Raw genomic sequence first — 24,871 nt, forward strand, 5'->3', positions numbered from 1 at the left:
GAGAGTGGCAGTCGCCATGGATAATGCAATCTTAGAAAACATCTTGCGGCAAGTACGACCGCTAATTGGTCAGGGCAAAGTCGCGGATTATATTCCGGCACTGGCAACGGTAGAGGGTTCCCGACTGGGCATTGCTATCTGTACCGTTGACGGACAGCTTTTTCAGGCCGGAGACGCGCAAGAGCGTTTTTCCATTCAGTCTATTTCCAAAGTGCTCAGTCTCGTTGTTGCAATGCGTCATTACTCCGAAGAGGAGATTTGGCAACGTGTCGGCAAAGATCCGTCGGGATCGCCATTCAATTCCTTAGTGCAACTGGAAATGGAGCAAGGTATTCCGCGTAATCCGTTTATTAATGCCGGTGCGCTGGTGGTCTGTGACATGCTGCAAGGGCGATTAAGCGCCCCACGGCAACGTATGCTGGAAGTGGTGCGGGGACTAAGCGGCGTATCTGATATTGCCTACGATACGGTGGTAGCGCGTTCCGAATTTGAACACTCCGCGCGAAATGCGGCTATCGCCTGGCTGATGAAGTCGTTTGGCAATTTCCATCATGACGTGACAACCGTTCTGCAAAACTACTTTCATTACTGCGCTCTGAAAATGAGCTGCGTTGAGCTGGCCCGAACGTTTGTCTTTCTGGCTAATCAGGGGAAGGCTATTCATATCGATGAGCCAGTGGTAACGCCAATGCAAGCGCGACAAATTAACGCACTGATGGCAACGAGTGGTATGTACCAGAATGCGGGCGAGTTTGCCTGGCGGGTGGGACTTCCAGCAAAATCTGGCGTTGGTGGCGGTATTGTGGCGATCGTTCCGCATGAAATGGCTATTGCGGTCTGGAGTCCGGAACTGGATGACGCAGGTAACTCTCTTGCCGGTATCGCAGTACTTGAACAATTGACGAAACAATTAGGACGCTCGGTTTACTAATGCAGTCTCTTGATCCGCTCTTCGCGCGTTTATCCCGTTCAAAATTTCGCTCCCGCTTTCGTTTAGGCGTGAAGGAACGTCAGTATTGTCTGGAGAAGGGTGCGCCGGTTATCGAAAAACATGCAGCGGATTTTGTCGCTAAACGTCTTGCCCCGGCCTTACCGGCGAATGATGGCAAGCAAACTCCCATGCGCGGGCATCCGGTGTTTATTGCCCAGCATGCTACAGCAACATGTTGTCGCGGCTGTCTGGCTAAGTGGCACAACATTCCGCAGGGTGTTTCGTTAAGCGAGGAACAACAACGTTATATTGTGACGGTTATCTACCACTGGCTGGTTATTCAGATGAATCAGCCATAAGAATGTCAGATTTCGACAAAGCCGTATCGGATTAATATCTTTATTTGTCACCGCTGCCAGTGAACATGCTATCCTTTATGAGAATTTACTTATTGCGTTAAAATAATTGCAGCCTGCAATTGTATGGACAGATAATTAATGCGTGTACACCCCATCTCAACTTTCCATTTGTTCCTGGAAGGCCATTTGCTACGTAATAGCATCGCGATTTTTGCGCTAACCACGCTGTTCTATTTTGTTGGCGCAGAGTTACGTCTGGTTCATGAACTCTCTCTCTTCTGGCCGCTGAATGGCGTGATGGCAGGGGTTTTTGCCCGTTATGTCTGGCTTAATCGACTGCATTACTATGCAATCAGTTACGTGGCGATGCTGGCTTATGATGCGATGACTACCGAATGGGGTTTAGTTTCACTGGTCATCAACTTGTCCAATATGATGTTTATTGTGACCGTTGCTCGGTTAGTGTTGCGGGATAAGCGACTAGGGAAAAATAAGTATGAGCCAGTAAGTGCCTTACGCTTGTTTAATTATTGCTTTATAGCTGCATTATTATGCGCAATCGTCGGGGCAGTTGGTTCGGTAAGTATTGATAGTCTGGATTTCTGGCCCTTACTTGCTGACTGGTTTAGCGAACAGTTTTCGACGGGCGTGTTAATTGTTCCCTGTATGTTGACGCTGGCGATCCCCAGGGCGTTGCCACGCTTTAAAGCAGAACAGATGATGCCGTTTATTGCGCTCATTGTATCAGTCATTGCCTCGGTGGTGATTGGCGGCGCGGGGAGTCTGGCGTTCCCACTGCCTGCATTGATCTGGTGTGCGGTACGCTATACGCCTCAGGTAACGTGTTTGCTGACCTTTTTGACTGGAGCGGTGGAAATCGTGCTGGTGGCAAATTCGGTGATAGATATCGCCGTCGGTTCGCCGTTCTCTATCCCACAAATGTTCTCCGCTCGTCTGGGGATTGCTACCATGGCAATTTGCCCAATCATGGTTTCCTTTAGCGTGGCGGCAATTAATTCGCTGGTTAAGCAAGTTTCTCTGCGTGCCGATTTTGATTTTCTCACCCAGGTTTACTCGCGCTCAGGTCTTTTTGAGGCGTTAAAAAATCCGTCACTACAACAGACACAACATCTGACGGTGATGCTGCTTGATATCGACTATTTCAAAAGTATAAACGACAACTATGGTCATGAATGTGGCGATAAAGTTTTAAGCGTGTTTGCCCGGCATATACAGAAGATAGTGGGTAATAAAGGGCTGGTGGCGCGGATGGGCGGCGAAGAATTTGCTGTTGCAGTGCCTTCAGTGAATCCTGTGGATGGTCTGCTGATGGCGGAAAAAATCCGTAAAGGCGTAGAAATGCAACCGTTTATCTGGCAACAAAAAACGCTTTACTTGACGGTTAGCATTGGTGTCGGAAGTGGAAGTGCAACATTTCGTACGTTAATAGATGATTTCAACAAACTAATGGTAGAAGCCGATACTTGTCTTTATCGCTCGAAAAAAGACGGGCGAAATCGTACCAGCACTATGCATTATGGTGAAGAAGTTGTCTGACAAATTTGCGAGTTTTTGTGGGGGAACATCTAATTTGTTCTACCAATTTGGACATTTCCCACTTTTACCTCGAGTCATGATTACAAGCTTTAACTTTCCGGAACCTTGACTAGCAGCACATTTTTCGCCAAAAAATGTCAATTGTTCACCGCGAGTTGATCAAAACAGGGGTTCAACGTATCAAAGTTTGCTAACCTGTCGTACCAATTCAAACAGGTTGTATGACTAATCAAAAGGGAACCCATTGTGAAAACACTAAATCGTCGCGATTTTCCCGGTGCACAGTATCCAGAACGTATCATTCAGTTTGGTGAAGGTAACTTCCTGCGTGCCTTTGTCGACTGGCAAATTGATCTCCTGAATGAACACACCGATCTGAATTCTGGCGTGGTCGTTGTTCGTCCGATTGAAACTTCATTCCCGCCGTCACTTAGCACTCAGGATGGTCTGTACACCACCATCATTCGCGGTTTGAATGAGAAGGGCGAAGCGGTTAGCGATGCGCGTCTGATTCGTTCTGTTAATCGTGAAATCAGCGTCTACAGTGAATACGATGAATTCCTGAAACTGGCGCACAACCCGGAAATGCGCTTTGTTTTCTCTAACACCACCGAAGCAGGCATCAGCTACCATGCAGGCGACAAATTTGATGACGCGCCAGCGGTAAGCTATCCGGCAAAACTGACCCGCCTGTTATTCGAACGTTTTAGCCATTTCAACGGTGCGCTGGATAAAGGTTGGATCATCATCCCTTGTGAACTGATCGACTATAACGGTGATGCGCTGCGTGAACTGGTTCTGCGCTACGCACAAGAGTGGGCGCTACCAGAAGAATTTATTCAATGGCTGGATCAGGCTAACAGCTTCTGTTCTACGCTGGTGGACCGTATCGTTACCGGTTATCCGCGTGATGAAGTGGCGAAACTGGAACAAGAACTGGGTTATCACGATGGTTTCCTCGATACCGCTGAACACTTTTACCTGTTTGTAATTCAGGGGCCGAAATCTTTAGCAGCAGAACTACGTCTGGACAAATATCCGCTCAACGTATTGATTGTAGATGATATTAAGCCATACAAAGAGCGTAAGGTTGCAATCCTGAACGGTGCGCATACGGCGTTGGTGCCAGTGGCGTTCCAGGCAGGACTGGATACTGTAGGCGAAGCGATGAATGATGCAGAAATCTGCGCATTCGTTGAAAAAGCTATCTATGAAGAGATTATTCCGGTACTGGATTTGCCGCGTGACGAACTGGAATCTTTCGCCAGTGCGGTAACCGGACGTTTCCGTAACCCGTATATCAAACATCAATTGCTTTCCATCGCGCTCAACGGTATGACCAAGTTCCGTACCCGAATTCTGCCTCAGTTGCTGGCAGGGCAGAAGGCGAACGGTAAACTTCCGGCCCGACTGACCTTCGCGTTAGCCGCATTGATTGCATTCTATCGTGGGGAACGTAACGGGGAAGCGTATCCGGTACAGGATGATGCCCACTGGTTGGAACGTTACCAGCAACTCTGGAGCCAGCATCGTGACCGTATCATCGACACCCAGGAGCTGGTCGCTACTGTGCTGGCAGAAAAAGATCACTGGGAGCAGAACTTGACGCAAGTGCCTGGTCTGGTAGAGCAGGTTGCCAATGACCTGGATTCCATTCTGGAAAAAGGGATGCGCGAAGCTGTACGTCCGTTGTGCTAATAACTTCGTTATCTGAACCCGGTTTCGACCGGGTTTCTTATTTCGCTACATTAGTTACAACATCCTATGTGCTTTTATCATAATCAAGTGCCCAATTTAGCACCTGTAAATGTTGTGGTTTTGTAGAGGATTGATGAATAGAGCCTTGAGAATGTGATCGCAATCACGTTTAATAGGGCGACTTTTCCACGCCTGAAGATAACCATGATTGTTCGTCCACAACAACACTGGCTGCGCCGTATTTTTGTCTGGCACGGTTCAGTATTATCCAAGATATCCTCGCGCTTACTACTCAATTTTCTCTTTTCTATCGCCGTTATTTTCATGCTGCCCTGGTATACGCATTTGGGCATCAAGTTCACTCTCGCGCCGTTCAGCATTCTCGGTGTTGCCATTGCCATCTTTTTGGGATTTCGTAATAACGCCGGTTACGCCCGTTACGTTGAAGCACGAAAACTTTGGGGGCAGTTGATGATTGCCTCACGGTCGTTACTGCGTGAGGTAAAAACCACATTGCCGGATTCGGCAAGCGTAAGGGAATTTGCCCGACTGCAAATCGCCTTTGCCCACTGTTTACGCATGACGTTACGCAAACAGCCACAGGCTGAAGTGCTGGCACATTATCTCAAGACTGAAGATCTTCAGCGAGTACTGGCTTCCAACTCTCCAGCTAACCATATCCTGTTGATAATGGGGGAGTGGTTGGCGGTTCAGCGACGCAATGGACAGCTTTCAGATATCCTGTTTATTAGTCTCAACGATCGGCTTAACGATATTTCTGCGGTTCTGGCAGGCTGTGAGCGCATTGCCTACACGCCAATTCCCTTTGCCTACACCCTGATTTTGCATCGTACCGTTTATCTGTTTTGTATCATGCTGCCGTTCGCGCTGGTCGTTGACCTGCATTACATGACGCCTTTTATCTCAGTACTAATTTCCTACACTTTTATTTCGCTGGATTGCCTGGCGGAAGAACTGGAAGATCCGTTCGGTATAGAAAACAATGATTTACCGCTGGATGCCATCTGCAACGCCATTGAAATTGACCTGTTACAGATGAACGATGAAGCAGAAATTCCAGCGAAGATTCTTCCCGATCGCCATTACCAGCTGACGTAATAATTACTCCGTACGCCGGGCAATAATAAACAGACGTGGAAATGCCAGCAGTATCTGTCCGTTCTCTTGCAGTGGATACTGCTCTTCCAGCATCTGATGATAGCGCGTAAGAAAATGCTGCTGTTCGCTCTCGGTGAGATCCTGTAACCACGGACGTAATCCAGTGGCGGTAACCCAATCGATAATCGCCTGGTGTGACGGCATCTGGTGATAGTAAGTGGTTCGCCAGATATCGACCTCACATCCGGCTTCACTCAGAATATCGTAATAAGCATGAACGCCAGCCAGCGGCTCACGCCCGCGATCTGGATAATTTTGTTCCCAGGCGACTTCGCGCATTAACACATGGGTCGGCTCCAGCCAGTTATCCGGCATTTGTACCGCCAGCACGCCCTGCGAGCTGAGTAACGAAACCAGATGAGGGAGCAGTTCGTAATGGTCGGGCAACCATTGCAGTGAAGCATTGGCGAAAATCAGATCGAGCGCCTGTTCCGGTTGCCAGTTGCGGATGTCTGCTTCCACAAACTGACATTTCGGAAGAGCAGTGCGCGCTTCGGCAACCATCGCCGGAGACGAATCGACGCCCGTTATCCTGGCAGCTGGCCAACGGTGATGCAACAGGGCGGTGCTGTTACCTGGGCCACAGCCAAGATCGGCAACATTCTCGACGTTCTCCAGCGAAACTCTGGCAAGCAACTCCACCGCTGGACGCGATCGTTCAGCAGCGAAGTGCAGATATAAAGAGGGGTTCCAGTCAGACATTTTTATACTCCCGTCAGTGTGTTACCCCAAGTGTAGATAAAACTGATGAATTCGCCTCACGGCATCAACCCATTGAACACACGTTTTTTACGCGGCCCGGTCATTAGTGATTCCAGTTTCTCGACACAGGTTTTGTAGTGGGGCGTAGTTTTATGGAACGCCACTGCGTCTTCATCTTTATAGGCTTCATAGATATAAAAGCGCGAATCCACTTCCGGGTCCTGTAAAACATCGAAGCGCAAATTGCCTTCTTCCTGTACCGAACCCAGATGATTCTGGCGAAAGACCTCGATAAACTCGTCAACCTTGTCTTCATGAACGTTAATTTCAACCAGTGTGACGTGCATGATTCTTCTCCTTAAATCCGCAGTTACTGTTTTTCACTCAGATAGAGTTCATATGCCCGATCAGCCGTTTCGTTGTGGTGTACTACGGCCTGCACGGCTTTCATCATCGCCACCGGATGGTCGGACTGGAAAATATTGCGTCCCATATCCACGCCAGATGCGCCCTGATCGATAGCCTGCCAGCACATTTCCAGCGCCTCGCGCTCCGGTAATTTTTTACCGCCAGCAATAACAATCGGCACCGGGCAGCCAGCAACAATCCGTTCAAAACCTTTATCGACATAATAGGTTTTGATAATTTGCGCGCCCATTTCAGCGGCGATTCGGGTCGCGAGCGAAAAATAACGCTGGTCGCGCACCATATCTTTGCCCACGCCAGTGACTGCCATCGTCGGCATTCCCACTTTCATTCCGGCATCGACCAACTGAATAATATTTTTGATCGACTGGTGTTCATATTCGCTGCCGATATAAACCTGCGCCGCCACCGCGCAACTGTTCAGGCGCACGGCGTCATCCATCGATAACGCTACTGCCTCATTGCTTAATTCCGCCAGAATAGAGTTCGCACCTGACGCCCGCAGTACCACTGGCTTATTTGTCGCCGGGGGCACTACGCTGCGCAAAATACCGCGTGTACACATCAATACATCGGCATGTTCAAACAGCGGAGCGATATTTATATCGATGCGTTCAAGTCCTGTTGTCGGCCCCTGAAAATAACCATGGTCAAAAGCCAGCATCACGGTTTTACCCGTTTTCGGATTAAATATCCGCGATAAGCGTGACTGCATTCCCCAGTCCAGCGCACCGCAACCTTTCAGGGTAAAAGGGATATTCTGTTGCGGTTGATCGGTGCGAAAATCTTTACCATCTTTAATGTCGTCTAAATCAGCCATAACTTACTCCGGTTAAGTAATGCATATCAGAAATCGTATTTGCCGATATTCTCTTTATTGAAAACGACGCGCTCCGGTAACAGTACAATGCCATTTCCGTCCGCTTCGTAGTCATAGCCCTGAACGCTATTTGGCGAAACTTCCACCTGACCTACACCCTGAATATCCAGCTTGTCACCCGTTTTCATTGCACCTTTTTTCAATAATGCATCCGCGACATACACCGAAATTTTGCCTTGCTGCACAACATCCCACAGTCCAAATTCTTTCACCGTGCCGCGCTCCACATATGGGCGCATCACGTTTGGCGTACTGAATCCAACAATCGCAACTTTGTCATTTTTCAGGTTTTCTGCGGCTTGCGCGGCGGCGGGCAGGGCGTTGGCGTCGGGGGCGATAATGACATCGAGATCGCTATACGCTTTTAATATCCCCTCGGCAGTTTGTAATGACTTGGTGGCATCGTTATAGCCAAACTGCGTAGTGACGATTTCCCAGCCGGGATGTTCTTTGGCGATTTTCGCTTTCGCTTCTTTCACCCACTGGTTTTGGTCGGTAACCGTGGGGCTGGAGTAGAAAAACGCGACTTTGGCTTTGTCTTTATTCACCTGGCGCGCCGCCATATCAACCAACATGCCACCCAACTGCGCTGGCGTACCCTGGTTAATGTAGTAAGAGCGACACTCCGGTTTGGTGTCAGAATCCCAGGTGAGGACTTTCACCCCACGCTGCATGGCACGTTTCAGTGCCGGGCATAAACCATCTGGCGAAACGGCAGAAACAATAATGGCGTTATACCCCTGGTTGACGAAGTTATTGATCAACTGCACCTGACCAGAAACACTGGGTTCTGTCGGCCCGTCGTAGGTCACATCAACACCCAGCTCTTTACCGGCTTGTTGGGCACCATTACCGCCACTGGTAAAAAATCCCACACCAACCAGTTTGGGAATAAAGGCAATGCGCTCTGCGGCCTGCACATTTATAGAGATTGCCGCAATACCAAAGGCGCTAAGTAAGGCGATTTTCTTAAGGCGATGAAGTGTCATGAAGATATCCTTTATGGCAATGGGTTATTGGCCCGACGCGCCAGCCACTCTTTAATTTGCTGGCGATGCAGGCTAACGGAACGACCTACGACAACGACGATAAGCAGCGCACCGGAAAGGGCGCTGGACACCTGATTTGGCACTCCTGCCATTTGCAAACCTTGTTGCAAATATCCCACTAATAAAACTGCAATGGCGGTGCCGATAATTGAACCGGAACCACCATAAATATTGGCGCCACCAAGCACCACGGCAGTGATGGCAGGCATCAGAAACGACGCACCGAGATCGGAACGCGCAGAACCAAAATACGAAACCAGCAGCACGGCGGCGACCGCTGACGCCAGCCCCGTCATGGTATAGAGCGCGCATAAGGTGCGGTTAACCGGAATCGCGCTATAAAGCGCCACACGCGGGCTTTGTCCAATCAAAAACACATTACGTCCGGCATGGGTTTTATGCAGCCACAGCCAGAAAACGATGAGACATACCAGAAAGATAATCAGCGGAACGGGGAGTCCCAGCACGGTGAGGTTAGCGAAATCAGTAAACGCCATCGGGAATCCGCCAATACCTTCGTATCCCGTCGCTCCGGCTATCCCGGAAAGCAGCAGGGCGCTTCCGGCAAACAGATACAGCGTGCCAAGCGTAATCACCAGCGGGTTAACTTTGGTATAGATAATTAATCCGGCGTTGATCAACCCACACAATGCGCCGAGCAGTAAGGTCAGGAGAATTGCCAGCGGCATCGGCACGTCGCTTTGAAACAACACACCCAATGCAATAGCGCACAGGCCGATGGTTGAACCAAACGAAATATCGATTCCACCACTGACAATCACCATTGTTAGCGGCAGAGCGACAATGCCAATGCAGATAAAATCACTGGTACTGAACAGCAACACGTTGAGATCTAACATCCGCGGGTTAATGGTTCCAAAAGCGACAATCTCAATGACTAATAGCACCGCGAGGGCCAGTTCCCAACCATAGCGAAAATGCATCACGCGGCCTCCCGTTTTTTAGCTGGTGACGCAGGTTTGACGGCTGGCGGTGGCGTCATAAAGCGGGCATATTTTTGCCGCCGCAGATTACGTTCCAGCGCGCAACGCAGTCGTCCATCAAATACCAGCACCGCCAGTAGAACCAGACCTGCGATAAAATCATTCCACCATGCCGGAATTCGCAACAGCACCAGAACGCTATCAATCTGCGTCAGGAACCAGGCACCGAGCACCGCTCCGATAATCGCGCCGGAACCGCCGAGCAAACTAATGCCGCCCAGCACGCAGGCTGCAATTGCTTTCATCTCCAGCCCGGTACCGGTCTGATTAGGGATAAACCCAATCTGCGAAGCAAACACAATTCCCGCCAGTGCCGCCATGCTGCCGTTCAACGAAAATGCCACAATCCGAATGGCTTCCGTACGAACGCCCAGTTGACGAGCCCCCTGCAAATTATCGCCTGTGGCATAAAAGCTACGTCCAAACGCTGTCTTTGCCAGCAGCCAGGCCATAAGTGCCACCAGAATTAGCGTCAACCAACCAATAGCGGAAACGCCAAACAGCAGCGGGGCGGAGAGCTGTTTCAGTTCTGCGGGTAACCCTTCAATCCATTTTCCGCTGGTCCATAGCAACATAATGCCCCTGTACAATCCTAATGTGCCGAGCGTGGCGACAATGGCCGGGATTTTTAGCCAGGCGACCAGTACACCGTTGAAAAATCCCGCGAGCAAGCCGAGCAGTAACGTCGCGACACAGGCAACAGGCAGTGAATACCCTGCGTTCAGTAACATCCCCAACAACACCGCGCACATACCCGTAATTGAGCCTACTGAAACATCAATATTGCGCGTCAGCATCACCAGCGTCGCGCCCATCGCCAGCAGGATCAGGATTTGCGCGCTGCTATAAACCATGGTCAGTGTTTGCAGACTTAAATACTGACGGTCGAGAAAACCGGGCAACACAAACAGCAATATCACCGCCAGCAGTGCCGTTATCTCTCGGTTATTCTGAATAAGTTTCAGCATGCTGCCTCCTTGCGCTGACTATCACCAAAGGCGACGCGCATAATGGTATCGACATTAATATCGCGCCCGGTCAGTGCAGCGTGGGCAATTTCACCCTGATGCATCACATACACACGATCAGCCATCAGTTCGATCTCTTCCAGATCGGAGGAGATAAGTAGCACAGCCACATTTTGTGCGGCGATACTGCGCAGTAGTTGGTAGATATCATTACGCGCCGAGACGTCTACGCCGCGCGTCGGTTCATCAACAATCAATACTTGCGGCGAAGCCTCCAGACATTTGGCAATCAGGATTTTTTGCTGATTGCCGCCGGATAACGTCCGTGCAGCTTGTGCCGGTTGATTAAATTTAATGTTCAGCGCCCGACGATATCGTTCTAGCGTGGCGTTATCTTTCGCGGTTTTTGCCCAGAATCCGCGTTGATTATGGGTGAGGGCGCAGACGTTCCACGCCAGCGAAGCATCGAGATTAAGTCCTGAGGACTGGCGATCTTCTGGTAGATAAACCAGACCACGATGCAAACGTTCCCCGGTAGATAATTTATTGATCTCTTTACCATTCAGCATGACTCGCCCGCCACGCAAAGGTCGCAGACCATATAACGTTTCCGCCAGTTCTGTACGCCCGGCACCCACTAGTCCAGCCAGGCCAAGAATTTCTCCGGCATTGAGCGTAAAACTGACATTCATAAAACCTTCGCCAGTCAGGTTTTCCAGTGCCAGTACCGCTGTTCCGGCCACATGTTGTGGGCGATTACCGGGTAACTCCAGCCATAACTTTTGACTGGCTGAGAGGGATTTTTCCCGCGTTGCTGGCGTGATGGCCTGAATGATGTCGTCAGTAGACAGCTCGCTGGTTTTGCCAATTAACGCGATGGTTCCGTCGCGCATCACGCTAATACGATCGGCAATCTGGCGAATTTCCGGCAGTTTATGTGAGATAAAAACAATACCCACGCCAGTGGCGAGTAGTTCCCGTAAACGGCTAAACAAGCGTTCGGTTTCCGCAGGGGTAAGCGACGCTGTAGGTTCATCGAGAATGAGAATTTGCGAATCACGCATCAGACCGCGCAGAATTTCCACCATTTGGCGGTCGGCAACCTCCAGTGAGCCAGCCAGACTATGGAGATCAAACTGGCAGCCCAGCGCTGCCAGCAATTTGTTCATCTTTTGCATGGAGATCTGTTTTTTTGCCAGACCAAACAGAATGTTTTCTTTTATCGACAGACTTGGAAAGAGCAAGGGTTCCTGGGGAACGAGATAAATCCCCAGTTGATGAGCATGTGCTGGCGTTAATCTGGCGTAACTATGGCCACCAATCTCCAGCGTGCCGCTATCTGCGGGGGTAATACCGGCGATGATTTTCATTAGCGTCGATTTACCCGCGCCGTTACCGCCGAGCAGGGCGTGGACCTCACCTTGATGCAGCGTAAAATCGATACCTTTCAGGACATTAACGCCGGAATACTGTTTATAAACCGAGCGGGCGCAAAGTAGCGGCAACGCGCGGGTATCACTCGTTTGCATATCTCCCCCCGTTCAGCTTTGTTGGTGAGTTTTGAACAAATGTATTTCTACTTTTAATTTGTTCATAACCTTAGGTGGCTATTGCGCATAATTCCGACGAATAGATCACAATTTATGCTATTTTGATTTTTATGGTTGCGTTTGTTCATTGCTGTTTGACCAAACTGTGGTGGCTATCACAGATATAAGCGCGCAATAACTGAACAATTGCATTAAAGATTTAAATATGTTCAAAGTGAAGAATGAATTATGACAATCAATGATTCGGCAATTTCAGAACAGGGAATGTGTGAAGAAGAACAGGTCGCGCGGATCGCGTGGTTTTACTATCACGACGGGCTGACCCAGAGCGAGATTAGCGATCGTCTCGGGCTGACGCGTTTGAAAGTGTCGCGGTTACTGGAGAAAGGGCATCAGTCCGGCATTATTCGCGTGCAAATTAATTCTCGCTTTGAAGGCTGTCTGGAATATGAAACGCAATTACGTCGCCAGTTTTCATTACAGCATGTGCGGGTGATCCCTGGACTCGCAGATGCGGATGTCGGCGGGCGCTTAGGAATCGGCGCGGCGCATATGTTGATGGGATTGCTCCAGCCACAGCAAATGCTGGCGATTGGCTTTGGCGAGGCAACGATGAACACGCTGCAACGCTTAAGTGGTTTTATTTCGTCACAGCAAATTCGCCTGGTGACGCTCTCAGGTGGCGTCGGTTCTTATATGACGGGTATCGGACAACTTAACGCAGCGTGCAGCGTCAACATCATTCCGGCGCCATTACGGGCATCTTCGGCTGAAATTGCCCGAACGCTGAAAAATGAAAACTGCGTCAAAGATGTCCTGTTGGCCGCACAAGCTGCTGATGTGGCCATTGTCGGTATTGGTGCCGTGAATCAAAAAGAGGATGCGACGATTATTCGCTCCGGTTATATCAGCCAGGGCGAACAGCTAATGATTGGTCGAAAAGGGGCTATTGGCGATATTTTAGGCTACTTTTTTGACGCAAAAGGTGACGTTGTCACGGATATCAAAATACATAACGAACTGATTGGCTTACCTTTAACCGCGATGACAACCATTCCAATTAGAGTAGGTGTCGCAGGGGGAGAAAACAAAGCCGAAGCGATCGCCGCTGCGATGAAGGGCGGTTACATCAACGCGCTGGTTACCGACCAGGATACTGCTGCTGCGATTTTACGTAGTTAATTTTGCAAGACCTTATTACCGGGAACAATGGAGAACGTATAGAGGAACAGACAGAACGCTTAAGCCGAGGACAATCTAATGGCTCGACTCTTTACCCCTTCAGAATCAAAGCATTACCTGATGGCACTAGACGCAGGCACTGGAAGTATCCGGGCTGTGATTTTCGACCTGGAAGGCAATCAAATCGCGGTAGGACAGGCGGAGTGGCGACATCTGGCAGTACCTGACGTTCCTGGTTCTATGGAATTTGATCTGACTAAGAACTGGCAACTGGCGTGTGAATGTATGCGCCAGGCGTTACATAATTCTGGTATCGCGCCAGAATACATTGCTGCCGTTTCGGCATGTTCGATGCGCGAAGGTATTGTTTTATATAACAATGAAGGAACACCGATCTGGGCCTGCGCCAATGTGGATGCCAGAGCGGCGCGGGAAGTCAGTGAACTTAAAGAACTACATAGCAATACTTTTGAAAACGAAGTGTATCGCGCGACCGGACAAACGCTGGCTTTAAGCGCCATTCCCAGATTACTTTGGCTGGCGCATCATCGTTCTGATATCTACCGGCAGGCGTCGACCATCACCATGATCAGCGACTGGCTAGCCTATATGCTAAGTGGGGAACTTGCAGTGGATCCGTCTAACGCTGGCACCACTGGACTTCTCGATCTAACCACCCGTAACTGGAAACCTGCATTGCTGGATATGGCTGGTCTGCGCGCCGATATTCTTTCTCCTGTCAAAGAAACAGGCACATTACTTGGTGTTGTGAGCTCTGACGCTGCGGGCCTTTGCGGTCTGAAAGCTGGCACACCGGTGGTAGTGGGAGGAGGGGACGTACAACTCGGTTGCCTGGGGTTAGGCGTTGTGCGTCCTGCACAAACCGCTGTTCTTGGCGGAACGTTCTGGCAGCAGGTCGTGAACTTAGCCGCACCAGTGACCGATCCGGAAATGAATGTACGCGTTAATCCACATGTTATTCCTGGCATGGTACAAGCTGAATCAATTAGCTTTTTTACCGGACTGACCATGCGTTGGTTCCGCGATGCATTTTGTGCCGAAGAAAAATTGATAGCCGAGCGCTTAGGTATCGATACTTACACGCTGCTTGAAGAGATGGCCAGTCGGGTACCGCCAGGATCGTGGGGCGTGATGCCGATATTCTCCGACCGAATGCGCTTTAAAACCTGGTATCACGCTGCGCCTTCCTTTATTAACTTGTCCATTGACCCGGATAAATGTAACAAAGCGACGTTATTCCGCGCACTGGAAGAAAATGCGGCGATTGTATCGGCGTGTAACTTGCAGCAAATTGCTGATTTTTCGAATATTCATCCCACATCGTTGGTCTTTGCAGGCGGTGGTTCAAAAGGAAAGCTATGGAGTCAAATTCTCGCTGATGTCACGGGATTACCGGTTAATATTCCGGTGGTCAAAGAAGCCACCGCATTAGGATGTGCCATTGCAGCAGGCGTCGGTGCCGGGATTTTTTCATCAATGGCAGAAACTGGAGAACGCCTTGTACGGTGGGAACGGACGCATACACCAGACACTGAAAAGCATGAACTTTATCAGGAATCACGGGATAAGTGGCAGGCTGTTTATCAGGATCAGCTAGGGCTGGTTGATCACGGACTGACGACATCGTTATGGAAAGCGCCTGGGTTATAGTTTCATTGACAGCCACATCCTGATAGGTGTGGCTGTTAATTTCTGAGTTTGAAGACACAGACAAAACAACCTGAGCAATGGCGACTGTAAAACATGAGATTCTGAGTATATTACCATTTGTCTGGGCTGTTTTTAAAGGTCCGCTTTGCAGCTAAATTAAGATGTCCGCATGTGGGTTATATTTCAGCTTTTACCAAAGATTTCTTCGCTTCTTGTCTGGAGTTGCTGCAGGGCTTCCAGCATGTCGTCCTGATTCAGGCTTCGTTGTGATTTCTTTCCGGGCTGTTTCTTTCTGCGTGAGGTCTGGCCGTCCAGTGATGGCAGAGCCTGCGAACGGGTGTTGTCACGTTTGTCCTGAACCAGTTTTATCATCTCCAGTGCTCGTCCCAGCCGCTTGTTGTCGACTATGGCGCCCTGGTCCAGTTCTCCCAGACGGTCATAGGTTATGAAGGGCAGGGAAGTACCATTAGCCCGGAGTTCGATAGTGCCATCCGGATACTGCCAGACATCAATGTATTTACCCTGAAAACGCCGGTTTTCCTCATTATCTTCAAGGAGATAAAGCTTCTTATCATACTGTAGTGTCAGGTTTTTTGAGACCTTACGTTGTTCACGCCAGGTGAATATTGCCTCCAGATTCTCATTATTCTCAAGCGGACGGTGAACGTCGAAATCATGACGAGGCGGCTTTGCAAACCGACGGTTGTAGTCAGCCATGAACTCTTCGACAAAGGCGTTTGCAGCCTCAGGTGTACTGATACCACGGAGCCGCAACTCCTTGACCAGGCGATCCTGTAACGTGAGGTGCGCCCGTTCAACGCGGCCCTTGGCTGAACTGGTGTTGGCACAGATACCGGTGATGTTCAGCTCGTTCATGGCTCGACCGAACTGAGTCTGACCATCGCCACCAGTGGCCTGTTTGTTGTTAATCCTGAAAACGCTGGCTTTGTCGCTGTAAAACGCCAGAGGCTTACCGTAGCGCTCGAGATAGCCCCGGGTGGCTTCAAAATAGGTGAAAGTAGACTCGGAACTAACAAACAGAAGTTGCATCAGCCGGCTCGTTGCATCATCAACGTAAACGAGAAGTGTGCAGGCCGGGCCTCGCTCCTCGAACCAGCGATGCTCGCAGCCATCAATCTGGATCAGCTCTCCGGTACAGGCACGTCGCGGACGTGGCTGATGTACACGCGGTGGCCGTAACTTGCGGGGGATCCATAAACCAGTCTGTATCATCAGCTTGCGTACTGTTTCTTTGGCCAGATACAGACCATGGAGTTCGGCGAGCTTCTCACAGGCTAACGTCGGACCAAAATCAGCGTAGCGTTCACGGATAATAAGCAGTGCACGCTCAGCGAGGCCCGGCATCAGTTGCCGATTACCAGGCTGCCCACGGCGACGATTTACCAGCGAAAGTGGTCCGTGTTCGCGGTAACGTTCAAGCAGACGGCGGCAGTGTCTGTCAGAAATCTCCAGCCGGCTGGCTGCGAGACGTGTAGTGAGGCGTCGGTCGATAACGTCCTGGAGGATCCTGAGTCGGTTTACATCGTTCATTGAGAAAAACTCCGTTCCGTATGCCGTCATGAGTCCCATCCTTTGAAAGCAGTGATCGCTGTGGTGAGACTGTAGCGCGGACATGTCTATTTAGTCAGAGACGGACATCTCAATTTAGCCACTACACCATTGGTGCGCATAATGTATATTATGTTAAATGGCATATTAATGCGTACTGAATACGTAGCTCTTGTGGACCACCGTACATCATCCTCTAATCAGATGTGATCCCTTCCCTCATTGATTAGCCCGCAAGACATTAGCTGAACCGCGTAATATGCTCACAGGCATTAATCCGTTCAGGATTTGTGACGACCAATTGGTTGGTCATGAATCCTGGAAAATTACTGGCTTAATCCGAACTCCGAAGATTTCAGACAGACTTCTTTAGTTGTGAGAAATCATGATTACCCGCTGGGGTTTTCCATCCTTCATGCTGCGGGTAAACATATAACTGCACTCACTCAAAACAGAGTGCCTCAATGCACATCAAAATTATTCCACTCTGCTCACTATGCCCAACACAGCTGACAAGAACTCATGTCAGGTGCATTTCTATCATCATGTTCTACCCAGACAGATCCCCCCTTACTGATCACTGCATAGGTAAAGTGACTGATAATCAATGACGTAAAAATCAATATCATTGAAGATATATTTTCATATATTTCATATAGTTAATTGATACTTAAATATATTTCATCTGTAAATCATTGCCATAGTCAATCATTGGATGGCACAATCAACTTTCGCTAATGATAATAGTTCCCATTACGTTTTGTATGTTGATTGCAAAGTATCTCTGCCTGTTGAAGCCCTTCTGGCTACGTAAGAACAATAAAACTTCAGTATTGTTAATCATTATTATCCTCGCCATGATCCTGGGCGTGGTTAAAATTCAGGTTTGGTTGAACGACTGGAACAATGATTTTTTCAATGCACTGAGCCAAAAAGAAACCGATAAACTTTGGGCGCTTGTTCTATGGTTCCCTGCCCTGCTGGGGATTTTTGTATTAATATCCGTAAATAAAACGTGGCTAATTAAACTGCTGACTATTCGCTGGCGCGAATGGTTAACTGACTATTATCTCAACCGCTGGTTTGCAGATAAGAACTACTACTTCACGCAGATCTACGGCGAACATAAAAATACTGACAATCCTGACCAACGTATCGCTGAAGACATTCTTTTACTGATTAGCAAAACGCTCAACCTCTCATTCGGATTTATCCAGTCACTAAGTATGCTGATCACCTTCACCGTTATTCTGTGGCAAAGCGCAGGTACGCTTTCATTCACGGTTGGTGGAACCGAGTGGAATATTCATGGGTATATGGTCTATACCGTCGTTCTCATTGTTATTGGTGGGACATTGTTTACTCATAAAGTGGGTAAACGTATCCGCCCGCTTAATGTGGAAAAGCAACGTAGCGAAGCAACATTTAGAACTAACCTTGTCCAGCATAATAAGCAAGCGGAACTGATAGCGCTAAGTAATGCTGAAACTATGCAACGTCAGGAGTTGAGTGACAATTTTCATACTATTAAAGATAACTGGCATCGTTTAATGAATCGCCAACGCTGGCTTGATTACTGGCAGAATATTTACTCGCGCTCGCTTAGTGTTCTTCCTTACTTCCTGTTATTGCCACAGTTTATCAGCGGACAGATCAATTTAGGCGGGCTGATGAAATCACGCCAGGCATTTATGTTGGTATCTAACAATCTGAGCTGGTTTATTTATAAATATGATGAACTTGCCGAGCTTGCGGCAGTTATCGATCGGTTGTATGAATTCCATCAACTGACAGAACAACGCCCAACGAATAAACCAAAAAATTGCCAACATGCAGTACAAGTGGCTGATGTAAGCATTCGGACTCCCGATAATAAGGTCATATTAGAGAATCTGAACTTTGATGTTTCACCGGGTAAATGGTTATTGCTGAAAGGTTACTCTGGCGCGGGAAAAACGACACTGCTTAAAACATTATCCCACTGCTGGCCGTGGTTTAAGGGTGATATTTCTTCTCCTTCAGACAGTTGGTATGTGTCGCAAACGCCGTTAATCAAAACAGGATTACTGAATGAGATTATTTGTAAAGCGATCCCTCACACCGTAGACGATGAATCATTGCGCAAAGTGTTGCATCAGGTTGGTCTGGGGAAATTGGCTGCACGTATTCATGACAACGATCGTTGGGGAGATATTCTTTCCAGTGGAGAAAAACAGCGTATCGCGCTGGCCAGATTAATTTTACGACGTCCGAAATGGATATTTCTCGACGAAACTACTTCCCATCTGGAGGAACAAGAGGCTATCCGTTTACTGCGTTTAGTGCGTGAAAAATTACCCACAAGCGGCGTCATTATGGTTACACATCAGCCCGGCGTCTGGGATCTGGCTGATGATATTTGTGACATTAGCTCGGCTTTATAAAAACGATAAAAGCCCTGCTATACGGAGATAAAAATAAATGAAGCGAGTCCTTATTCCAGGCGTCATTTTCTGTAGTGCCGATTTGGCTCAGGCCGTGGACGATAAAAATAAGTACACACCTGTATTTGAAGAGATGACGGTCTATGCGCCAGTGCCTGTACCTGTTAACGGTAATACACATTACACCAGTGAAAGTATTGAGCGTTTACCGACCGGTAATGGAAATATCAGCGATCTGCTGAAAACCAACCCTGCAGTGCGTATGGATTCAACGCAAAGTACCTCGTTGAACCAGGGAGACATTCGCCCGGAGAAAATTTCAATTCACGGTGCGTCGCCCTATCAGAATGCCTATTTGATTGATGGTATTAGCGCTACCAACAACCTCAACCCGGCAAATGAATCCGATGCCAGTAGTGCAACCAACATTAGCGGGATGTCACAGGGTTATTATCTGGATGTCAGCCTCCTGGACAATGTAACGCTTTATGACAGTTTTGTTCCGGTTGAATTTGGTCGCTTCAATGGTGGGGTAATTGATGCCAGGATCAAACGCTTCAACGCGGATGATAGCAGCGTTAAACTCGGTTATCGCACAACACGCTCGGACTGGTTAACGTCTCATATTGATGAGAATAATAAGAGTGCATTTAATCAAGGTTCTTCAGGAAGTACTTATTACTCTCCTGACTTTAAAAAGAATTTTTATACGCTGTCATTTAATCAGGAGTTGGAAGATAATTTTGGCGTAACTGCTGGTTTCTCTCGCCGCCTGTCTGACATTACTCGCGCAGATTATGTCTCAAATGACGGTATTGTTGAAGGTCGGGCACAGTATAAAAATGTTATCGATACGGCATTAAGCAAATTTACCTGGTTTGCCAGCGATCGTTTTACCCATGATTTGACGTTTAAATATACCGGTTCCAGCCGGGATTATAATACCAGCACCTTCCCGGAATCCGACCGAGAAATGGGGAATAAATCCTATGGTCTGGCGTGGGATATGGATACACAATTTGCGTGGGCCAATTTGCACACTACTGTTGGCTGGGATCATATTAGTGATTATACCCGCCACGACCATAATATCTGGTACACCGAACAATCTTGCACTTACGGAGAGATTACCGGTCGTTGCACTCGCGGTGGATTGGGCCATATTTCTCAGGCAGTTGATAATTACACCGTCAAAACACGCCTGGACTGGCAAAAATTCGCTGTGGGTAATTTCTCGCACCAACCCTACTTCGGTGCGGAATACATCTATTCCGATGCGTGGACTGAGCGCCATAACCAGTCTGAATCCTATGTGATTAATGCCGCCGGAAAGAAAACTAACCATACCATTTACCATAAAGGTAAAGGCAGTCTGGGAATTGACAACTACACGCTGTACATGGCGGATCGTATTAGCTGGCGCAATGTGTCGCTAATGCCAGGTCTGCGTTACGACTATGACAACTACCTGTCAAACCACAATGTATCCCCTCGCTTTATGACGGAATGGGATATTTTTGCTGATCAAACCTCAATGATTACCGCCGGTTATAACCGCTACTATGGCGGGAATATTCTCGATATGGGATTACGTGATATCCGTAATAGCTGGACAGAATCAGTATCAGGTAATAAAACCCTGACTCGTTATCAGGATTTGAAAACACCTTATAACGATGAACTGGCTATGGGGTTGCAGCAAAAAATCGGTAAGAATGTTATTGCGCGGGCAAACTACGTTTATCGCGAGGCGCATGACCAAATCAGTAAGAGTAGTCGTACCGACAGCGCTACTAAAACAACGATTACTGAATATAACAACGACGGCAAAACCAAAACGCATTCGTTCAACCTCAGTTTTGAACTGGCCGAACCGTTGCATATCAGTCAGGTGGATATTAACCCGCAAATTGTCTTTAGCTATATCAAGAGCAAAGGTAACTTGTCATTGAACAATGGCTATGAGGAGAGTAATACCGGTGATAACCAGGTGGTTTATAACGGTAATCTTGTTTCTTACGATAGCGTTCCAGTGGCAGATTTTAATAATCCGCTAAAGATCTCCTTAAATATGGATTTCACGCATCAACCAAGCGGCCTGGTGTGGGCGAACACGCTGGCCTGGCAAGAGGCACGTAAGGCTCGCATCATCCTGGGAAAAACGAACGCGCAATACATCAGCGAATATTCAGATTACAAACAGTACGTTGATGAGAAACTGGATAGCAGCCTGACCTGGGACACTCGTGTGTCATGGACGCCCCATTTTCTTAAACAGCAAAACCTGACGATTAGCGCCGATATTCTGAACGTATTGGATAGCAAAACGGCGGTTGATACTACAACTGCGGGTGTGGCGACCTACGCCAGTGGTCGAACTTTCTGGCTTGATGTCAGCATGAAATTTTAACCTTTCGGATTTTACTTAACCGGGTAAATTCGCCCGGTTTTCGCATGGAGATAATTATGAGAAACCTCAGTTTCTTACTGTCACTTGTAGCAATGCTGTTGCTGTTACCCGGGCGGCTCATTGCCACCGAATTACCGCAGGATGATAAGTTAATTACCGGGCAACTGGATAATGGCCTGCGATATATGATCTATCCGCATTCACAACCAAAGAATCAGGTTAATTTATGGCTGCAAATTCATACCGGGTCATTGCAGGAAGAAGACAACGAACGTGGCGTGGCACATTTTGTTGAACATATGATGTTTAACGGCACAAAAATATGGCCGGGCAATAAAGTTATCGAAACTTTTGAATCGATGGGACTGCGTTTTGGTCGTGATGTAAACGCCTATACCAGCTACGATGAAACGGTGTATCAGGTCAGCTTACCAACGACGCAAAAACAAAATCTGCAAAAAGTGATGGCAATATTCAGTGAATGGAGCAATGCCGCCACTTTTGAAAAACACGAAGTCGATGCTGAACGGGGCGTTATTACTGAAGAATGGCGAGCGCATCAGGATGCCAAATGGCGGACTTCCCAGGCTCGTCGCCCTTTCCTGCTGGCGAATACTCGTAATTTAGATCGTGAACCGATCGGTTTAATGGATACGGTCGCCACAGTAACCCCGGAACAATTGCGCCATTTTTATCAACGTTGGTATCAACCGAATAATATGACCTTTATTGTCGTTGGCGATATCGACAGTAAAGAAGCTCTGGCGCTGATTAAAGATAACCTTGGCAAACTCTCGGCAAATACAGCGGTTAAAAACCGTGTCTGGCCGACGAAAGCAGAAAACCACCTGCGCTTTAATATCATTAACGATAAAGAAAATCGGGTGAATGGCATCGCACTCTATTACCGGCTGCCGATGATTCCCGTCACTGATGAACAAAGCTTTGTCGAACAAGCTGAATGGAGCATGCTAATTCAGTTGTTTAATCAGCGTTTACAAGAGCGTATTCAGTCTGGGGAGCTGAAGACCATTTCTGGTGGCACTGCGCGCAGTGTTAAAATTGCGCCTGATTATCAGTCGATTTTTTTCCGTGTAAATGCACGGGACGATAATATGCAGGATGCGGCAAATGCATTGATGGCAGAGCTTGCAACCATCGACCAACATGGTTTTTCTGCTGCAGAACTCGATGATGTAAAAGCTACCCGCCTGACCTGGCTGAAAAATGCAGCTGAGCAGCAAGCGGAACGCGACTTACGTATGCTAACCAGCCGACTGGCTTCCAGCTCGTTAAATAATGTGCCATTCCTTTCGCCTGAAGAGACATACCAGCTTTCTAAACGTCTTTGGCAACAAATTACCGTGCAAAGTCTGGCGGAAAAATGGCAGCAGTTAAGAAAGAACCAGGATGCGTTTTGGGAGCAAATGGTTAATAACGATATTGCCGCCAAAAAAGCATTATCTCCTGCCGCCATCCAGGCGCTTGAAAAAGAGTATACCGCCAAAGAACTGGCCGCTTATACCTTCCCCGGCAGAAATTTATCTTTAACAGTACACGCTGACCTAAAAGCGAAAATTACCAGCCAACAAAAACTGGCTGAGAATCTGACATCATTAACGCTTTCTAATGGTGCCAGAGTTATTCTGGCGAAATCTGCAAGTGAAGAAGAGAAACTGCAACTTATTGCCGTATCTAATAAAGGTGATTTGAATTTCCCTGCCGAGCAAAAGTCGCTTATCGCGCTTGCCAATAAAGCCGTGGGCGGCAGCGGGGTTGGTGAAATCTCCTCTTCCAGCCTGAAACGCTGGAGTGCAGAAAATTCAGTGACTATGAGCAGTAAAGTCAGTGGCCTGAATACGCTGCTTTCTGTTAGCGCACGGGCCAATAACCCAGAACCCGGCTTCCAGTTGATTAACCAGCGAATCACTCAAAGCACTATCAACGAAAATATCTGGGCATCACTACAAAATGCTCAAATTCAGGCGTTAAAAACGCTAGACCAGCATCCGGCAGAAAAATTTGCCCAGAAGATGTATGAGACGCGTTATAACGATCCCCGCACAAAATTGCTGCAAGCAAAGCAGATTGCACAGTTTACTGCAGCAGATGCTTTAGCCGCCGATCGCCAGCTATTTTCCTCCCCTGAGGAGATGACTTTTGTGATTGTTGGCAATGTGGCAGAAAACAAAATTCTGCCGTTGATTACGCACTATTTAGGGTCAATTAAACCATCGAAATCGACACTAGTCGCAGGTAAACCTTTAAACCGCGCGACGGACAACGCGACTGTTACGGTAAAAGAACAAAACGAACCTGTGGCACAAGTTTCACAGTGGAAGCGTTATGATTCCCGGACATCCATCAACCTTGCAACGCGTATGGCGTTGGATGCCTTTAATGTCGCATTGGCAAAAGATCTGCGTATTAATATTCGTGAACAGGCATCTGGGGCATACAGCGTTTCTTCTCGCCTCTCGGTTGATCCGCTGGCCAAAGATATCAGTCATTTGTTAGCTTTTACTTGTCAACCGGAACGGTATGATGAACTGTTAACTTTAGCGAATGAAGTGATGGCTAAGCGCCTGGCTAAAGGGATCAATCAGCAGGAACTGAACGAATATCAGCAAAACGTTCAGCGCAGCCTCGATATCCAACAGCGTAGCGTGCAGCAATTAGCGAACACCATTGTGAATAGCATTATTCAATATGATGACCCTGCCGCATGGATTGCGCAGGAGAAATTATTGCAACACATGACGGTAGAAAACGTTAACACTGCTGTTAAACAATATCTTACCTATCCGGTGAATACCCATATCGGAGTATTACTACCTAAATAATAACTTACCCCGTCAACATCGTTGGCGGGGACTCTGGCAATTATCTCTTTTTTATTCGACAATCTTTAAAAACGTTTAAAAAATTAATCTCTAACTAATAATGACATATTATTGGCTAATTTTAACGTGATAATTACGACAGGTAAAAAAACACATTAAAATAACAACAAAAGCTCGATATTATCATTGAAGCATTAACCATCTCATTGTTTTTACTTGGTAAAATATAGTGTAATTTTTATCATAATCTAAACAAGATTAGGATTTTGTTATTTAAAACCCGGACCATTGAGCTTGCTTACTTTATCGATAAATCCTACTTTTTTATTGCAATCCAATCATTTTAAGGAGTTTAAAATGGATAAGAAGCAAGTAAAGGATTTAAGGTCGGAACTACTTGATTCACGTTTTGGTGCAAAATCTATTTCCACCATTGCTGAATCTAAACATTTTCCGCTGCATGAAATGCG

The 24,871-nt window shown here is 47.8% G+C and carries 19 protein-coding genes; 11 read left to right on the plus strand and 8 right to left on the minus strand.

What is annotated here, in order from left to right:
- Window positions 1–4 precede the first annotated feature (4 nt).
- The 5 genes from glsB to D9742_RS13330 all read left to right on the plus strand — a co-directional run bounded on the left by glsB (window position 5) and on the right by D9742_RS13330 (window position 5,664).
- A complete protein-coding gene (glsB, locus tag D9742_RS13310) occupies window positions 5–931 on the plus strand; it encodes a glutaminase B (RefSeq protein WP_064529958.1) in 927 nt (308 codons plus the stop codon).
- Entirely contained in the window at window positions 931–1,290 is a 360-nt protein-coding gene (locus D9742_RS13315; protein ID WP_130237206.1) for a DUF4186 domain-containing protein, read from the plus strand. Before glsB ends, D9742_RS13315 begins: the two co-directional genes overlap by 1 nt.
- Before the next feature lie 138 nt (window positions 1,291–1,428).
- Window positions 1,429–2,847, plus strand: a complete 1,419-nt coding sequence (locus D9742_RS13320; protein ID WP_130237207.1) for a diguanylate cyclase — start codon at window positions 1,429–1,431, stop codon at window positions 2,845–2,847.
- A 246-nt stretch (window positions 2,848–3,093) separates the two neighbouring features.
- Window positions 3,094–4,545 carry a tagaturonate reductase gene (gene uxaB / locus D9742_RS13325; protein WP_130237208.1) on the plus strand — a complete coding sequence of 484 codons (1,452 nt, stop codon included), beginning with the start codon at window positions 3,094–3,096 and terminating at the stop codon, window positions 4,543–4,545.
- 204 nt (window positions 4,546–4,749) lie between these two features.
- Window positions 4,750–5,664: a bestrophin family protein gene (locus D9742_RS13330; RefSeq protein ID WP_130237209.1), complete on the plus strand. Its 915-nt coding sequence runs from the start codon at window positions 4,750–4,752 to the stop codon at window positions 5,662–5,664.
- Window positions 5,665–5,667: 3 nt separating this feature from the next.
- On the opposite strand, the gene tam is transcribed toward D9742_RS13330, so the two are convergent.
- From tam to lsrA, 7 genes are read right to left on the minus strand one after another with little or no spacing between them, the layout of a single operon-like run.
- On the minus strand, window positions 5,668–6,426 hold the full coding sequence (gene tam / locus D9742_RS13335; RefSeq protein ID WP_130237210.1) for a trans-aconitate 2-methyltransferase: 759 nt from the start codon (window positions 6,424–6,426) through the stop codon (window positions 5,668–5,670).
- A gap of 56 nt (window positions 6,427–6,482) precedes the next feature.
- Window positions 6,483–6,773, minus strand: a complete 291-nt coding sequence (gene lsrG, locus D9742_RS13340; RefSeq protein WP_130237211.1) for a (4S)-4-hydroxy-5-phosphonooxypentane-2,3-dione isomerase — start codon at window positions 6,771–6,773, stop codon at window positions 6,483–6,485.
- A gap of 23 nt (window positions 6,774–6,796) precedes the next feature.
- Window positions 6,797–7,672 carry a 3-hydroxy-5-phosphonooxypentane-2,4-dione thiolase gene (gene lsrF, locus D9742_RS13345; protein ID WP_000774178.1) on the minus strand — a complete coding sequence of 292 codons (876 nt, stop codon included), beginning with the start codon at window positions 7,670–7,672 and terminating at the stop codon, window positions 6,797–6,799.
- 26 nt (window positions 7,673–7,698) lie between these two features.
- Window positions 7,699–8,721: an autoinducer 2 ABC transporter substrate-binding protein LsrB gene (gene lsrB, locus D9742_RS13350; protein ID WP_130237212.1), complete on the minus strand. Its 1,023-nt coding sequence runs from the start codon at window positions 8,719–8,721 to the stop codon at window positions 7,699–7,701.
- Window positions 8,722–8,732: 11 nt separating this feature from the next.
- A complete protein-coding gene (lsrD, locus tag D9742_RS13355; RefSeq protein ID WP_130237223.1) occupies window positions 8,733–9,725 on the minus strand; it encodes an autoinducer 2 ABC transporter permease LsrD in 993 nt (330 codons plus the stop codon).
- On the minus strand, window positions 9,725–10,753 hold the full coding sequence (gene lsrC, locus D9742_RS13360; protein ID WP_130237213.1) for an autoinducer 2 ABC transporter permease LsrC: 1,029 nt from the start codon (window positions 10,751–10,753) through the stop codon (window positions 9,725–9,727). Before lsrC ends, lsrD begins: the two co-directional genes overlap by 1 nt.
- Window positions 10,747–12,282, minus strand: coding sequence for an autoinducer 2 ABC transporter ATP-binding protein LsrA (gene lsrA, locus D9742_RS13365; protein WP_130237214.1), 1,536 nt, complete (start codon window positions 12,280–12,282; stop codon window positions 10,747–10,749). The genes lsrC and lsrA overlap by 7 nt, the downstream gene beginning before the upstream one ends.
- A gap of 249 nt (window positions 12,283–12,531) precedes the next feature.
- Between lsrA and lsrR the strand changes: the two genes are divergently transcribed.
- Window positions 12,532–13,485, plus strand: a complete 954-nt coding sequence (lsrR, locus tag D9742_RS13370) for a transcriptional regulator LsrR (protein ID WP_130237215.1) — start codon at window positions 12,532–12,534, stop codon at window positions 13,483–13,485.
- Window positions 13,486–13,563: 78 nt separating this feature from the next.
- Window positions 13,564–15,156: an autoinducer-2 kinase gene (gene lsrK, locus D9742_RS13375; RefSeq protein ID WP_130237216.1), complete on the plus strand. Its 1,593-nt coding sequence runs from the start codon at window positions 13,564–13,566 to the stop codon at window positions 15,154–15,156.
- Window positions 15,157–15,339: 183 nt separating this feature from the next.
- On the opposite strand, the gene D9742_RS13380 is transcribed toward lsrK, so the two are convergent.
- Window positions 15,340–16,737: an ISNCY family transposase gene (locus D9742_RS13380; RefSeq protein WP_130237217.1), complete on the minus strand. Its 1,398-nt coding sequence runs from the start codon at window positions 16,735–16,737 to the stop codon at window positions 15,340–15,342.
- A 725-nt stretch (window positions 16,738–17,462) separates the two neighbouring features.
- Between D9742_RS13380 and D9742_RS13385 the strand changes: the two genes are divergently transcribed.
- The 4 genes from D9742_RS13385 to D9742_RS23455 form a co-directional block, all read left to right on the plus strand.
- On the plus strand, window positions 17,463–19,148 hold the full coding sequence (locus D9742_RS13385; RefSeq protein WP_130237218.1) for an ABC transporter ATP-binding protein/permease: 1,686 nt from the start codon (window positions 17,463–17,465) through the stop codon (window positions 19,146–19,148).
- A 37-nt stretch (window positions 19,149–19,185) separates the two neighbouring features.
- Window positions 19,186–21,558, plus strand: a complete 2,373-nt coding sequence (locus D9742_RS13390; RefSeq protein ID WP_130237219.1) for a TonB-dependent receptor plug domain-containing protein — start codon at window positions 19,186–19,188, stop codon at window positions 21,556–21,558.
- 56 nt (window positions 21,559–21,614) lie between these two features.
- Window positions 21,615–24,401, plus strand: coding sequence for a M16 family metallopeptidase (locus D9742_RS13395; RefSeq protein WP_130237220.1), 2,787 nt, complete (start codon window positions 21,615–21,617; stop codon window positions 24,399–24,401).
- Window positions 24,402–24,758: 357 nt separating this feature from the next.
- On the plus strand, window positions 24,759–24,871 hold a 113-nt coding region (locus D9742_RS23455; protein WP_240780524.1), incomplete at its 3' end, for a hypothetical protein.

The organism is Escherichia sp. E1V33, from assembly GCF_004211955.1.
Classification (GTDB): Bacteria; Pseudomonadota; Gammaproteobacteria; order Enterobacterales; family Enterobacteriaceae; genus Escherichia.

What these genes read in the sequence shown, in the direction of transcription:
- D9742_RS13315 (WP_130237206.1), top strand. Translation starts at nt 931, where the DNA reads ATGCAGTCTCTTGATCCGCTCTTCGCGCGTTTATCCCGTTCAAAATTT.
- D9742_RS13320 (WP_130237207.1), top strand. Translation starts at nt 1,429, where the DNA reads ATGCGTGTACACCCCATCTCAACTTTCCATTTGTTCCTGGAAGGCCAT.
- D9742_RS13330 (WP_130237209.1), top strand. Translation starts at nt 4,750, where the DNA reads ATGATTGTTCGTCCACAACAACACTGGCTGCGCCGTATTTTTGTCTGG.
- tam (WP_130237210.1), bottom strand. Translation starts at nt 6,426, where the DNA reads ATGTCTGACTGGAACCCCTCTTTATATCTGCACTTCGCTGCTGAACGA.
- lsrG (WP_130237211.1), bottom strand. Translation starts at nt 6,773, where the DNA reads ATGCACGTCACACTGGTTGAAATTAACGTTCATGAAGACAAGGTTGAC.
- lsrF (WP_000774178.1), bottom strand. Translation starts at nt 7,672, where the DNA reads ATGGCTGATTTAGACGACATTAAAGATGGTAAAGATTTTCGCACCGAT.
- lsrB (WP_130237212.1), bottom strand. Translation starts at nt 8,721, where the DNA reads ATGACACTTCATCGCCTTAAGAAAATCGCCTTACTTAGCGCCTTTGGT.
- lsrD (WP_130237223.1), bottom strand. Translation starts at nt 9,725, where the DNA reads ATGCATTTTCGCTATGGTTGGGAACTGGCCCTCGCGGTGCTATTAGTC.
- lsrC (WP_130237213.1), bottom strand. Translation starts at nt 10,753, where the DNA reads ATGCTGAAACTTATTCAGAATAACCGAGAGATAACGGCACTGCTGGCG.
- lsrA (WP_130237214.1), bottom strand. Translation starts at nt 12,282, where the DNA reads ATGCAAACGAGTGATACCCGCGCGTTGCCGCTACTTTGCGCCCGCTCG.
- lsrR (WP_130237215.1), top strand. Translation starts at nt 12,532, where the DNA reads ATGACAATCAATGATTCGGCAATTTCAGAACAGGGAATGTGTGAAGAA.
- lsrK (WP_130237216.1), top strand. Translation starts at nt 13,564, where the DNA reads ATGGCTCGACTCTTTACCCCTTCAGAATCAAAGCATTACCTGATGGCA.
- D9742_RS13380 (WP_130237217.1), bottom strand. Translation starts at nt 16,737, where the DNA reads ATGACGGCATACGGAACGGAGTTTTTCTCAATGAACGATGTAAACCGA.
- D9742_RS13385 (WP_130237218.1), top strand. Translation starts at nt 17,463, where the DNA reads ATGATAATAGTTCCCATTACGTTTTGTATGTTGATTGCAAAGTATCTC.
- D9742_RS13390 (WP_130237219.1), top strand. Translation starts at nt 19,186, where the DNA reads ATGAAGCGAGTCCTTATTCCAGGCGTCATTTTCTGTAGTGCCGATTTG.
- D9742_RS13395 (WP_130237220.1), top strand. Translation starts at nt 21,615, where the DNA reads ATGAGAAACCTCAGTTTCTTACTGTCACTTGTAGCAATGCTGTTGCTG.